This is a genomic window from Streptomyces sp. SID10853 (assembly GCF_010548145.1).
Taxonomy (GTDB): domain Bacteria; phylum Actinomycetota; class Actinomycetes; order Streptomycetales; family Streptomycetaceae; genus Streptomyces.
Map to the genome: position 1 here is coordinate 46,321 of NZ_JAAGLN010000006.1, position 13,107 is coordinate 59,427.

The 13,107-nt window shown below is 68.7% G+C and carries 11 protein-coding genes and 1 riboswitch; of the genes, 1 reads left to right on the top strand and 10 read right to left on the bottom strand.

All coding sequences use genetic code 11. The annotated features are described in order from the left end of the window. The 10 genes from G3I19_RS03125 to G3I19_RS03170 all read right to left on the bottom strand — a co-directional run bounded on the left by G3I19_RS03125 (window position 1) and on the right by G3I19_RS03170 (window position 11,383). A complete protein-coding gene (locus tag G3I19_RS03125) occupies window positions 1–663 on the bottom strand; it encodes a trimeric intracellular cation channel family protein (RefSeq protein WP_164259196.1) in 663 nt (220 codons plus the stop codon). 46 nt (window positions 664–709) lie between these two features. Further along, window positions 710–2,101, bottom strand: a complete 1,392-nt coding sequence (locus G3I19_RS03130; protein WP_164259198.1) for a M1 family metallopeptidase — start codon at window positions 2,099–2,101, stop codon at window positions 710–712. Window positions 2,102–2,205: 104 nt separating this feature from the next. Next, entirely contained in the window at window positions 2,206–3,441 is a 1,236-nt protein-coding gene (locus G3I19_RS03135; RefSeq protein ID WP_239073933.1) for a dipeptide ABC transporter ATP-binding protein, read from the bottom strand. 113 nt (window positions 3,442–3,554) lie between these two features. Continuing rightward, the gene (locus G3I19_RS03140) at window positions 3,555–4,664 is read right to left on the bottom strand and encodes an ABC transporter ATP-binding protein (protein WP_164259202.1); all 1,110 of its coding nucleotides are present in this window, start codon (window positions 4,662–4,664) and stop codon (window positions 3,555–3,557) included. Continuing rightward, window positions 4,661–5,671: an ABC transporter permease gene (locus G3I19_RS03145; protein ID WP_164259204.1), complete on the bottom strand. Its 1,011-nt coding sequence runs from the start codon at window positions 5,669–5,671 to the stop codon at window positions 4,661–4,663. Before G3I19_RS03145 ends, G3I19_RS03140 begins: the two co-directional genes overlap by 4 nt. A 95-nt stretch (window positions 5,672–5,766) precedes the next feature. Further along, entirely contained in the window at window positions 5,767–7,512 is a 1,746-nt protein-coding gene (locus G3I19_RS03150; RefSeq protein ID WP_164259206.1) for an ABC transporter substrate-binding protein, read from the bottom strand. A gap of 46 nt (window positions 7,513–7,558) precedes the next feature. Continuing rightward, window positions 7,559–8,557 (bottom strand): ABC transporter permease, encoded by a 999-nt coding sequence (locus tag G3I19_RS03155; protein WP_164259208.1) that lies wholly within the window; start codon window positions 8,555–8,557, stop codon window positions 7,559–7,561. A 337-nt stretch (window positions 8,558–8,894) separates the two neighbouring features. Then, entirely contained in the window at window positions 8,895–9,665 is a 771-nt protein-coding gene (locus G3I19_RS03160) for an enhanced serine sensitivity protein SseB C-terminal domain-containing protein (protein ID WP_164259210.1), read from the bottom strand. A gap of 212 nt (window positions 9,666–9,877) precedes the next feature. After that, window positions 9,878–10,627: an enhanced serine sensitivity protein SseB gene (locus G3I19_RS03165; RefSeq protein ID WP_164259212.1), complete on the bottom strand. Its 750-nt coding sequence runs from the start codon at window positions 10,625–10,627 to the stop codon at window positions 9,878–9,880. A gap of 105 nt (window positions 10,628–10,732) precedes the next feature. Then, window positions 10,733–11,383: an ABC transporter ATP-binding protein gene (locus G3I19_RS03170; protein WP_239073934.1), complete on the bottom strand. Its 651-nt coding sequence runs from the start codon at window positions 11,381–11,383 to the stop codon at window positions 10,733–10,735. Window positions 11,384–11,690: 307 nt separating this feature from the next. Beyond that, window positions 11,691–11,786, top strand: a riboswitch (glycine riboswitch). Window positions 11,787–11,927: 141 nt separating this feature from the next. Between G3I19_RS03170 and gcvT the strand changes: the two genes are divergently transcribed. Next, on the top strand, window positions 11,928–13,043 hold the full coding sequence (gcvT, locus tag G3I19_RS03175) for a glycine cleavage system aminomethyltransferase GcvT (RefSeq protein ID WP_164259216.1): 1,116 nt from the start codon (window positions 11,928–11,930) through the stop codon (window positions 13,041–13,043). Window positions 13,044–13,107 lie beyond the last annotated feature (64 nt).

A 13,107-nucleotide genomic window follows, 5' to 3' on the forward strand; every position in this document is an offset into this window, starting at 1 on the left:
TTACTCGTCGGTAGACACAGCGGACGAGCGCCTGTTCCAGGCCCGCGAGGCCCGCCAGTGGAAGCGCAGCGCGAGCAGCCGCAGCACGAAACAGGTGAGCGCGGCGACGCAGCCCGTGGTGGTGCTCAGCAGGTCGAACCGGATGAAGAGGGCCACCATCGTCGCCCCCACCACGGCCGGCACCGCGTACAGATCGCGGTCCCAGCGCACCAGCGAGGGCGTCTCGTTGGCCAGGACGTCACGGAGCACACCGCCGCCGACCGCGGTGGCGAGTCCCATGACGGCGGATGCGGTGAGGCCGAGCCCGTAGTCGTACGCCTTGGTGGTGCCGGTCACACAGAAGAGCCCGAGTCCGGCCGCGTCGAAGACGTTCACGCCGGCCTGGATGCGTTCGACCTCCGGGTGGAGGAAGAAGACCAGCGCGGCCGCGATGAGCGGGGTGATGAAGTACCCGAGGTCGGTGAAGGCGGCGGGCGGCACCGCGCCGATCACGATGTCGCGGAACAGCCCGCCGCCCAGCGCCGTGACCTCGGCGAACACCGCGATCCCGAAGACGTCGAAGTTCTTCCGGACGGCGAGGAGCGCGCCGGAGATCGCGAACACGAAGATCCCGACGAGATCGAGCGCGTGCTGGACGGAGGTGTTGAACAGATCATGGAGCACTCGACAGTTCTACCCCCGCCGCACGTACACCAGCGGCACTGCGCCCCTACAGCGCCGGTTTGTCCGAGGTGCGCAGCCACGCGTCGAAGAAGGCGCCGAGCCGCTGCCCGGAGATCTTCTCGGCGAGCGCGGTGAACTGTCCGGTGTCGGCGTTGCCGTAGCGGTGCGCCTTCGTCCAGGCCGGGAGCAGCCGGAAGAACGCCTTGTCCCCGATCCGCTCGCGCAGCGCCTGCAGCGTCATCGCGCCCCGGTCGTAGACCGCTGATGCGAACATCGTGTCGCGCTGCGGGTCGGCGACCTTCGTCCGCCAGAAATCGGAGCTCGCGGGCGTGGCGTTGTACTCGGCGATGAAGGTGTCGTGGGCCGAGCGCTTGCCCTGGTGTTCGTCCCAGAGCCACTGGGCGTAGGTCGCGAAGCCCTCGTTCAGCCAGATGTCCTTCCACTGCTTCACCGAGACCGAGTCGCCGAACCACTGGTGGGCCAGCTCGTGCACGATCGTCGACTCGTTGCGTACGGCGGAGTAGCTCGGCTTGGACTGCGTCTCCAGCGAGAAGCCTGCCTGCGGCATGTCGTCGACCACCGCGCCCGTCTCCTCGAACGGATAGGGGCCGAAGAGCTTCGACCAGTAGTCGGTGGCCTCGGCCGTCACGGCGTACACATCAACGGCGTTGCTGTGGGCGAGCACCGGGTCGATGGCCACATAGATCGGCGTTCCGGCGGGCGTACGGCCGGTCCTGACGTCGAACTTGCCGATGGAGGCGGTGGCCAGATAGGTGGCCATCTGCCGGGACTCGCGCCAGTGCGAGACGGTGGACGCGCCCTGCGTACGGGTGGAGAGCAGCCGCCCGTTGGAGACCCCGGTCAGCCCCTTGGGCGCCTTGATGGTGATGTCGAAGGCCGCCTTGTCCGAGGGGTGGTCGCTCGAAGGGAACCAGGTGGAGGCGGCGTTGGGCTCGCAGGCGACGAAGACCCCGTCCTTGGTCTTCATCCAGCCGTAGTCGGACCCGAAGACGATCGGGCCGCTGAGCGCCTGTGGCACCCCGCCGTAGACGACCCGCACGGTGAAGGTACGGCCCTTGCGCAGCGGGCCTGCCGGGGTGATGCGTATCTCGTCGCCGGAGCGGGTGAAGCGCGCGTGTCCGCCGTTCACCTCGACCGATGCGACCGTCAGTTTCTGGAGGTCCAGATCGAAGGAGGAGAGGTTCTGGGTGGCTCGCGCCGTGACCGTCGTACGGCCGTCGAGCCGGCCGGTGTCCGGGTTGTACGCGACGTCCAGGCCGTAGTGCAGGGCGTCGAAGCCGCCGTTGCCCAGCTGCGGGAAGTAGGGATCGCCGATTCCGGCCGAACCTGGTGAGGGTGCCGGAGCGGCAGCGATGACACAGAGGGCGGCCGTCGCGGTGGCGAGGGCGGCCAGACGTGCCGAACGGGAGAGCGCCAAGAGTCTGCCCTTCGTGCGTGCGCCGTTGTTACGGACACGCTGACTCTGCACTCTCCCGTTTAGGCATGTACATGACTTTGCCAACTCGTCATGACCGACCTGTACTACTTCTTGTCCTTGCCCGACTGCTTCTTGGCCGACTGCTTCTCGGCCGACTGCTGCTTCTCGGGCTGCTTCTTTCCGGGCTGCTCGGGCTCAGCCTGCTCGGGCTTAGCATCCGCCTCGGGCTCCACCGCCGCCTCAGGCTCCACGGCCGGCTCGGGCTCCACCGCCGCCTCGGGCTCCGCGACCGCATCGGGCTTCGCGACCGAGACCAGTTCGGCCGCCTCGCGCGCCTGCGGCAGCCGTTCCTCACCGGGCGCCTGGTCGGGCGCGTTCTCCGGGTGGTGGCAGGCCACCTGGTGTCCGGTCCGCAGCTGCAGCAGCGGCGGCTCCTGCACCCCGCAGATCTCCGTCGCCTTCCAGCACCGGGTGTGGAACCGGCAGCCGGCCGGCGGCGAGATCGGCGACGGGACGTCGCCCTCCAGCCTGATCCGGTCGCTCCTGACCCCCTTGCGCCGGGGGTCGGGCACCGGCACCGCCGAGAGCAGCGCCTTGGTGTACGGGTGCATCGGCGACTCGTACAGCGACTTGCGGTCCGCCAGCTCGACGATCTTCCCGAGGTACATCACCGCGATCCGGTCCGAGACATGGCGGATGACCGAGAGGTCGTGCGCGATGATCACGTAGGTCAGGCCGAGTTCGCTCTGGAGGTCGTCCAGCAGGTTGACCACCTGCGCCTGGATCGATACGTCCAGCGCCGAGACCGGCTCGTCCGCGACGACGAGCTTGGGCCGCAGCGCGAGCGCGCGGGCGATACCGATGCGCTGGCGCTGGCCGCCAGAGAACTCGTGCGGGTACCGGTTGTAGTGCTCGGGGCTGAGGCCCACCAGCTCCAGCAGGCCCTGGACCTCCTTCTTCACGCCGCCGTCGGGCTCGACGCCCTGGAGCCTGAAGGGGGTGCCGACGATCCCGCCGATGGTGTGCCGGGGGTTCAGCGAGCCGTACGGGTCCTGGAAGATCATCTGGACGTCGCGGCGCATCGGCCGCATCTGCCCGGCGGACAGATGCGTGATGTCCCTGCCCTCGAACTCGACCTTGCCGCCGGTCGGTTCGAGCAGCCGTGTGATCAGCCGGCCCATGGTCGACTTGCCGCAGCCCGACTCACCGACGACGCCCAGGGTCTCCCCCGGGTACACGTCGAACGACAGACCGTCCACGGCCTGGACCGCGCCCACCTTGCGCTTGAGCACGCCCTTGGTGATCGGGAAGTGCTTGACCAGGTCGGTGACCTTGAGCAGCGGCTCAGCCCCGGCGTCCTTGGCGGGGGCCGCGGCGACCTCCTCGGACTTGGACGTCTGCTGCGGGACCTTCGGAGCCTCGGGAGCCTGCGGAGCCTTCTTGTTCTGATCAGTCACAGCTTCGGCGCAATCTCTTCGGTCCAGATCTTTTCCCGCTGGGCCTTCGTCATGTGGCACGCGGAGAAGTGCCCCTCCGTGCTCTCCCGCAGCTCCGGACGCTCGGTGCGGGTGAGGTCGTCCTTGGGCACGTCGGCGTACGGGCAGCGCGGGTGGAAGGCGCAGCCGGACGGCACGTTGATCAGGCTGGGCGGGGAGCCCTTGACGGGCACCAGGCGCTCGGTCTGCTCACGGTCGATGCGCGGCATGGAGCCCAGCAGCCCCCAGGTGTAAGGGTGCTGGGGCTCGTAGAAGACCTTCTCGGCCGTGCCGCGCTCGATGCAGCGGCCCGCGTACATCACCAGGAGCTCGTCCGCGATCTCGGCGACGACGCCGAGGTCGTGGGTGATGATGACGACCGCCGAGCCGAACTCCTTCTGCAGATCGCGGATGAGGTCGAGGATCTGCGCCTGGACGGTCACGTCAAGGGCGGTCGTCGGCTCGTCGGCGATGAGCAGTTCGGGGTTGTTGACCAGGGACATCGCGATCATCGCGCGCTGGCGCATACCGCCGGAGAACTGGTGCGGATAGTCCTCGAAGCGCCGGTGCGGCTCAGGGATGCCGACCCGGTCCAGCATCTCGACCGCACGCGAGCGCGCGGTCTTCTTGTCGACCTTGTTGTGGACGCGGTACGCCTCCACGATCTGCGCGCCGATGCTGTAGTACGGGTGCAGCGCCGACAGCGGGTCCTGGAAGATCATGGCCATCTTCTGGCCGCGGAGGTTACGGACCCGCTCGGGCCCTGCTCCGATCAGCTCCTCGCCGTCGAGCCAGATCTCACCGGAGATCCGCGCGCGGTCCGAGTTGTGCAGGCCCATGATCCCCAGTGAGGTCACGGACTTGCCCGAGCCGGACTCGCCGACGATGCCGAGCGTCTGACCGGCCTTCAGGTCGAAGCTGACGCCGTCGACGGACTTGACCAGGCCGTCGTCGGTGTCGAAGTGGATCCGCAGGTCACGGACCGACAGGAAGCTCGTGCCGTCCGCGGACGGCGCTCCCGCCGGGGCGCTCTTCGCGGGCTCGCCCTTCGCGGGCTCGTCGGAACCCTTCTTGCGCACGTCGCTCATGAGAGCCTCACCCGGGGGTCGATCGCGGCGTACACAAGGTCCACCAGCAGGTTGCAGATAACGATGAAGAAGGCGGCCACCAGCGTCACGCCCATGACGATCGGAAGGTCGCTGCGGGTCACGCCCTGGATGGCGTAGGCCCCCATCCCCTGGAAGGAGAAGACGGTCTCCGTGATGACCGCGCCGCCGATGAGCAGCGCGAAGTCCATGCCGAAGATGGTGACGAGCGGGGTGAGCGCGGCGCGCAGGCCGTGCTTGACGACCACGTTCCGCTCCCGCAGCCCCTTGGCCCGCGCGGTTCTGATGTAGTCCTCGCCCATGGTCTCCAGCATTCCGGCCCGGGTGAGCCGGGCATAGAGCGCCGAGTACAGGAAGGCGAGAGTGCACCAGGGGAGGATCAGGTTCCAGGCCCACTCGGCCGGATTGTCCGAGAGCGGGACGAACCGCAGATCCCCCCAGATCGTCCAGTGGAAGCTGAACAGGGCGAGCGAGGCCAGACCGGTGAAGAACATCGGCAGCGAGACGCCGGCCAGGGCCACGCCCATCGCCAGCCGGTCGATGATGGTGCCCCGCTTGAGCGCGGAGACCACACCGGTCGCGACACCGGTGACGACCCAGATGACCGCCGCACCGACCGCGAGTGACAGCGTCACCGGGACACGCTGCTCGATCTCGGGCCAGACAGCGGAGTGGGTCTTGAAGGAGTAGCCGAAGCACGGCGCGTGGCACACCGCGGGGTCGGGCCCGAAGTGGTAGTTCGCGCCGACGACGATGCCCTTGATGAAGTGCCAGTACTGCTCGTAGAGGGGCAGATCGAGCCCCAGGTTCTTCTTGACCGCTTCGAGCGTCGCGGGGTCGGGGCTCTTGCCCACGAACTGGGCGGCCATGGAGTCGGTCGTCTGCCCGCCGAGACGGGGGACGAGGAAGAAAATCGCGAAGGTGACTGCGCTGACCACCAGCAGCAGCAACACCGCGGCGAATACGCGTCGGATGATGTACGCAGCCACAGCCGTGCGGCGCCGGGTCGGACGGACGGGGTAGGCCCGTCCGTCCCGGCGCCTTCACCTGCCTTTCAGGGGGTGCTGTCGATGAACAGGTGTTGTTACTTGGTCGAGGACATCAGCGCGTAGTCGTACATGCCGAGGTACGCCTGACTGACCGTTACGTTCGCCGCCGAGTCCGGGCGGTAGAGCAGGTTCTTGCGGTAGAACAGCGGCACGAGCGACGCGTTCTCCATCACCATCTGGTCGACCTTGCTCCAGGTGGCGAGGCGCTTCGCGTTGTCCAGCGTCCCGATGCCCTTGACGATCTCCGCGTTGATCTTCGGGTCGTCGAGCTCCATCAGGTTGGTGCCGCCGGACGCCTTGATGGCCTTGCCGTCGACGATCTGGTCGATGTAGCCGAAGCCGGCCGGCCAGTCGGCGCCCCACGCCATCATCATCATTCCGGCGTTGTTCTTGTGGACCCAGTCCGGGACGCCCGCGAAGTCGGTGAAGTACTTGTCCGCCGGGAACGTCTTGATGTCGGCGACGATGCCGATCTTCTTCAGGCTCTGCTGCAGCTGGGTGGCGCTGGTGACCTCGTCGGGACGGTCGGAGCGCGCGGTCAGCGTCGTCTTGAAGCCGTTGGGCTTACCGCACTTGGCCAGGTACTGCTTGGCCTTGGCAACGTTTCCCTTGTTGCCGGCGGTCGGGTACAGGTCGAACTTCTTGTAGCCCGAGATCCCCGGCGGAATGACGGTCGTCGCAGGGTCGCCACGTACCTCACCGCCGATGGCGTCGACCATGTCGGCCTTGTCCGTGACGTACTGCACGGCCTTGCGGCAGTCGGCGTTGTCGAACGGCTTCACATGCACGTTCAGCGCGAGGTACTGCAGCGCGCCGGCGTACGGGTCGTCCGTCTTCGCCTTCTCGGAGGCCTTGGTGATGACCTTCGGCTGGGTCTTGGACTGCAGACCCGTACCGGCGATGTCCGCGGTGCTGGTGTCGTTGAGCAGGTGCTCGTCGACGGTCGTCGGCTGGACGTTGAAGTTCAGCTTGATCTTGTCCGGCAGCGCCTTGCGGATCGGGTCCGTCTTCGGGTCCCACTGCGGGTTGCGGACCAGCGTCGCGCCACGGCTCTCGCTGTACGAGGAGATCTCGTACGGGCCGGATGACACGATGTGCTGGACGTACGAGGCGCCCTTGTCCGCCTTCTGCGGCACCGGAGCCGACTGCGGGAGAGACGCCAGGTAGTCCATGTCCGCGAACGGCTTGCTCAGGTGGAAGACGATCGTGGAGTCGTCCGGCGTCTCGATGGACTTGAGACCGTCGGCCGACTTGTCCTTGTAGGGACCCTTGTACTTGTCGCCGCCCTTGAGGTACGTGCTGAAGTACGTCGGACCGTTGGACAGCGCCTCACGGGCGAAGGTCCGCTCGACGGCGTACTTGACGTCCTTCGAGGTGATCACGGAGCCGTCCTGGAACTTCACGCCCTTGCGGATGTGGTACGTCCAGGTCTTGGCGTCCGGCGTGGCCTTGCCGAGGCTCGTCGCCAGGTCGGGCACGATCTTGAGCCCTTCCTTGCCGGGAGCCGGCTTGAAGGTCACCAGCGCACGCGCGTAGAGCCGGGAGAAGTTCTGCACCCAGCCGTAGTACGTGTTGCCGGGGTCCAGGGAGTCCGGGCCACTGGCGTGCTCGTAAGTGACCGTTCCTCCCTTCTTGTCGGTCTTGTTGACGATGCTGGTCAGAGCTGCGTCTGCCTTGCCGTGGCTGCCCCCGCTGCCACTGTCACTGCTCCCGCAAGCGGTGGCAGCGAGCCCCAGCGCTACCGTCGCGGCTATTGCCGCTGCCGTCTTTCTGCTCTTCATGCTGAGGAAAGCCCCCTCGGTTGTCCGGTGTGCGGCACGGCCGCGATTACTTGCCACGGGGGTCGAGTGCGTCGCGCAGCCCGTCCCCCAGCAGATTGAAGGCCAGCACGGTGATGAAGATCGCCACGCCGGGGATGACCATGAACATCGGGTCGACCTGGTAGAGGTCGACCGCGGTGGACAACATGCCGCCCCAGGAGGCCTGCGGCGGCTGGATGCCCACGCCGAGGAAGCTCAGGGACGCCTCGAAGAGGATGTTGGTGGGGATCAGGAGCGTCGCGTAGACGAGGATCGGCGCGATCAGGTTGGGGAGCAGTTCGCGGAAGACGATGAAGGGGCCGCGTGCGCCCAGTGAGCGGGCGGCCTCGACGAACTCGCGTTCACGCAGGCTGAGCGTCTGCGCGCGAACAATACGGCCCATGTAGGGCCAGTTGAAGAAGCCGATCACGAAGATCAGGACGCAGATACGGAGTGTCAGACCGTTCAGGCCGAACGCGTTGCCCTGCAGCGAGGCCGAGATGGAGATCGCGAACAGCAGCAGCGGGAACGCCAGGAAGGTGTCCATCAGGCGGCTGATGCCGCTGTCCACCCAGCCGCCGTAGAAGCCGGCCACGACGCCCATCACCACGCCGATGACGACCGAGAGGAGCGTCGACCCCGCGGCTACCACCAGAGAGACCCAGGAGCCCTCGATGATGCGCGCGAGGATGTCCCGGCCGGTCTGCGGTTCCACACCCAGCGGGTGACTCCAACTCATCCCGCCGAAGCTGCCCTTGGGCGCCAGCAGAGCCGGGTCGACCAGGTTCTGGTGGAAGTCGTTGGGGTCCAGCCCGAACATCGCCTGGATCGGCTTGGACAGGATGGCGACCAGCACCAGCAGGATCACGACGATCCCGCCGGCCATGGCGACCTTGTCCCGCTTGAAACGCGTCCAGGCGATCCGGCCGAGCGAACGGCCCTCGATCTGGCTCTGCGTGGCCCCCGTGAGTACTGCCTCCGGCTGCGCTTCGGCAGTCGATCCGGTGGTCTCGATCGGTGCGGTCACAGTGCCTTTGACCCCTCCCGGCCGGCGGTGGCCGGCCCGTACCTGCCGCGGTGGCGGCTGCTGTGCATCAAGCGCATCGGGTGATGCCACTGTGCTGAAGTGACGGAATGTACTCATCGCACGTCGCACAAGGACACGACGATGCTCGTAGCGGGGAGTCTTCATTGCGGTTGCGATCACCCGCCAGACCTGAAGGTGAATGTTTGCGCAACCGTGATGCGGTTAATGAGCTTCCGTTATCCGGACGCCGGGACCGGCTGAGCGGAAAACTTCCTCACTAATGCGCTAGTTCGGACATCACGCCCAACAGCCGCTATTGACGGCTTAATTGGTGCACTCAGCCTACCGGCGGGTAGCCGTATCCCGCCGCGGGATGGGGGGCCGCGTGGGCCTCACGGTCGTAGAAGGGCCGGGAGTTGGCCCGCAGCCACATGCCGACCGGGTCGTACGCGTCCGACAGCGCCACCGTCGAGACGGGCAGCCCCTCGGGCACCGCTGCGATCGACTGCTGCATCATCGCCCGCACCGAATCCACGGACTGCTGGCTCGTGTCGTACAGATCGAGCCCGATGGCCAGGTACGGGGTGCCGAGCGCGGGCTGCACCCAGGCCCGGCTCAACGACCGGACGGCCGGGGTGTGGTGGGCGCTCTGCGTGAGCAGCGCGTAGAACTGCGGGATCTCGATGGCCGGCTCGGACAGCCGCAGCGGTCCGGCCGGCATCCGGTCGAGGCCGGTGGCGATACGCCGCAGATCGGTCCAGGGGATGCCGACGCCACCGCCGGGGGCATGCGGATTGAGCCAGATTCCCCAGTGGTCGGGGTAGAGGGAGCGGGCGATGTCACGGCCTGTGACCACTTCGTGCGAACGGTTCCAGCCGGAGACGGCCAGTTCCTGTGCGGACGTCACACACGGGGCGTAACCGAGACCCTCGATCTCCATGTTCCCGTACTGGGCGTCAGGTGACCCGGCCTGGCCGTGCCAGAGCAGCATCCAGACCTGGCTGTCGCCGAGTGCCTGCAGCAGTGCCTCGTAGGCGTCGTACCGCCCGGGGGTCACCTGGAGCAGCATCTGCTCGACCTGCCCGGCCGCCGTGCCCGACGCGCTCACCCTGGTTTCCGCCCCTCTTCGATCCACCCGTTTTGACGTTCCACGCACCGGCACCCGGCTCGCGGTGTCCGGTCCGCCCGGTCAGTCCGGTCCGCTCCGTGCGATTTTGGCCAATCCGCTTACTGGCCCCCGTGCATCAGACCAGCTTAGGGCGCCGCTGGTTCCCGGCGCCCGAACGGCACCGGGCTCCGGTTCCCCGCGCGGGCGGCGTCCTACAGCACCGGTCCCGCGGCTTCGGTCCTGACGTAGAACGGCCTGACCTTGTCCAGCATCCAGTCCGCGACCGGGTCCTGGGCCACGTCCAGCAGGACGAGATTGACCGGCCAGGGCACCTCGACCCGGTGCAGGGCGCGCCCGAGCGCGTCCATCGGGGCGTTGCGGCCCGCGCCGTCCCACGTCGCGAACTCGACCCCGACGAAGAGGACCGGGTCGCCGCCCTCGATGGAGGCGAGGGCCCGGCGGGCCGAGCGGACCACACCCGACTCCTCGAACTCGCCCGCGGCAGCGGCGAGGAAGTCCACCGGCTCCTCCTGCCAGTCCGGCTCGAAGAGCCGCACCCGGCCGCCGGTCGCGGGCCCGTCGAGCGACGTACGGCCACTGCGGCAGAGTTCCGCCACGGCGGGCGGCGGCAGCGGCATACCGACCGCACCGCCCGGGTTCACCGCGACGCCGAGCTGCGGCGGCAGCCCCCGGGCGAACTCCACCGCCGGGGCCACCGCGAAGGAGTAGTGCGAGCCGACGCACTGGAGGAACTGCGCCTCGGAGCTGAAGACGGGGACATAGGCACCGCCGTCGATGTCCACGGTGGGCAGATCGAGCGAACCGCTGTCCTGCCCACCGCCGTTGGGCAGCGGGACCCAGAGGTTGCTGCGCCCCAGCACCTCGATCAGCCGGCCGCCCGCGGCGGGGTTCCCGACCGACGCGGCCAGTACCTCTTCGAGCTCATTTCCCGGCCATGCCATGTCCACCGAGGTATCCCCTTCTCACCGTTCACCTGCTGAGTTCACTTGCTGAGTTCACCTGCCGCCCGACCCTAACGGCCACCCCCACGATAAGGACCGCGGCCGTCACACCGCCGCCGCCCCGAACCCGATCCGGCGCAGCACGGCCGCCGCATCGCGGTCGAGCAGGACGGCCGAGCCGCACCCCGCGGGCAGCCGCGCCCGCTCCGCACCCCCGACCAGTCCGGCGACCGCCCTGCGGTGCCGGGCGAACGCGTACGCGGAGACCTTCCTGCCGCGCTCCGCCTGGCCGGCCAGTGCCACCCCGGGCGCCACGTCGAGCAGCAGCAGATGCAGGGTGCTCCGGCGCCGGCGTACCGCCCGGGCCAGCAGGGCACGCACCCAGGAGTGCGTACCGCAGTCGTGCACGACGATCCCGTCACCCGAGCGCAGGACGCGCCACAGCCTGCCGTAGTGGGCGGCCCGCACCAGCGGGCGGTAGCTCCAGTACGGCAGCCCGCGTGGCAACCGCCGCTCCCAGCGGTCCCGGGTGTCCTGCGAGTCCACCCCGTACGCCCCGGCGGCCCTGCGCAGCAGTGTGGACTTCCCGCTGCCCGGCAGGCCGGACAGGACCACCACGTCACCGGCGGCGAACACCAGGCGGTGCGGGCTGCGGCCGGCCAGTCTGCGCAGGTCCCGCACCAAGGGCGGCGTGCACCCGGCTGTCGCCGCGCCCGGTCCTGACCGCCGCCCCGGCCCGGAAGGCCCCGGGACCAGTAAGTCCCCCGGAACCGCTGGAGCCCCCGAAGCACCCGCGCGCCCCGGGGGCCGTAAGTCCTGGACGGGCACCGCCTCGGGCCCCCCTGCCCCCACACCCGCCGCCGTGTCCGCCGCCGTGTCCGCTTCCGTATCCGCACGCCACTTCTGCCCCACCATGGCCACTCCCCCTGTCGGGCCACCCCGCATACCTGCGTATCCCTGCATACCCCCGCCGCCGAAGCGTAAAGAGAGAGTAATGCGACACCCGTGGGATGCCGGTCGCCCGGCATGCGATGATGTGCGCGCCAACTCCATACAGGCCGTTCGAATCCGCGCGGGAGAGTTCCCGGCCACCGGCCGGGGCGCCGAAGGAGCAAGTCCCTCCCTTGTAATCTCTCAGGCCCCGTACCGCGCGGACGAGGCAGATCTGAAAAGCGGGCCGCTGTGCGGTCCCACCCAAGGTGCAAGCCGCGCCCTCTCGACAGGCGCCGGCGAACCTCTCAGGTTCCGATGACAGATGGGGAGGATTGTCCTCGTCTGTCATGCCCCGGGAGTACCGCATATGAGCCCCACGCCCCGTCTCACAGCACTCGACGCCCTGCACCGGTCGCTGGGCGCGACCATGACCGACTTCGCGGGCTGGGACATGCCGCTGCGCTACGGCAGTGAGCGCGACGAGCACAACGCCGTACGGACGCACGCCGGCCTCTTCGACCTCTCCCACATGGGCGAGATCACCGTGAGCGGCCCGGAGGCCGTGCGGCTGCTCGACTACGCGCTGGTCGGCAACATCAGCACCGTCGGCAACGGCCGCGCCCGCTACACCATGATCTGCCAGGAGGACGGCGGGATCCTGGACGACCTGATCGTGTACCGGCTCGGCGAGCAGGAGTACATGGTCGTCGCCAACGCGGGCAACGCCCAGACGGTCCTGGACGCACTGACCGCCCGCGCGGGCGGCTTCGACGCCGTCGTACGGGACGACCGCGACGCGTACGCCCTGCTGGCCGTACAGGGCCCGGAATCCTCCGGCATCCTGAAGCAGCTCACGGACGCCGACCTGGACGGCCTCAAGTACTACGCGGGCCTGCCCGGCACCGTCGCCGGCGTCCCGGCGCTCATCGCCAGGACCGGCTACACGGGCGAGGACGGCTTCGAGCTGTTCGTCGCCCCCGCCGACGCGGAGAAGCTCTGGCAGGCACTCACCGATGCGGGCGCGCCGGCCGGTCTGGTGCCGTGCGGGCTCTCCTGCCGCGACACACTGCGCCTGGAGGCCGGCATGCCGCTGTACGGGCATGAGCTGACCACCGCGCTGACGCCCTTCGACGCCGGTCTCGGCCGGGTCGTCAAGTTCGAGAAGGAGGGCGACTTCGTCGGGCGCGCGCCCCTGGAGGCCGCCGCCGAGCGCGCCGCAGCCGCCCCGCCGCGCAAGCTGGTCGGCCTCGTCGCCGAAGGCCGCCGCGTCCCCCGCGCGGGCTACCAGGTCGTCGCGGACGGCAAGGTCATCGGCGAGGTCACATCGGGCGCCCCCTCGCCGACCCTGGGCAAGCCGATCGCCATCGCGTACGTCGACGCGGCCCACGCGGAGCCCGGTACGGCCGGTGTGGGTGTGGACATCCGCGGTAACCATGAGCCGTACGAGGTCGTGGCGCTCCCCTTCTACAAGCGGCAGAAGTGACCCACACCATCTCAGCCCGTAAGACCACCGTTCACCAGCACTCCCCCGCATCCAGGAGAATCAG

Coding starts and splice junctions, on each gene's coding strand:
- G3I19_RS03165 (WP_164259212.1), bottom strand. CDS start 10,627: ATGGCATGGCCGGGAAATGAGCTCGAAGAGGTACTGGCCGCGTCGGTC.
- G3I19_RS03140 (WP_164259202.1), bottom strand. CDS start 4,664: ATGAGCGACGTGCGCAAGAAGGGTTCCGACGAGCCCGCGAAGGGCGAG.
- gcvT (WP_164259216.1), top strand. CDS start 11,928: ATGAGCCCCACGCCCCGTCTCACAGCACTCGACGCCCTGCACCGGTCG.
- G3I19_RS03150 (WP_164259206.1), bottom strand. CDS start 7,512: ATGAAGAGCAGAAAGACGGCAGCGGCAATAGCCGCGACGGTAGCGCTG.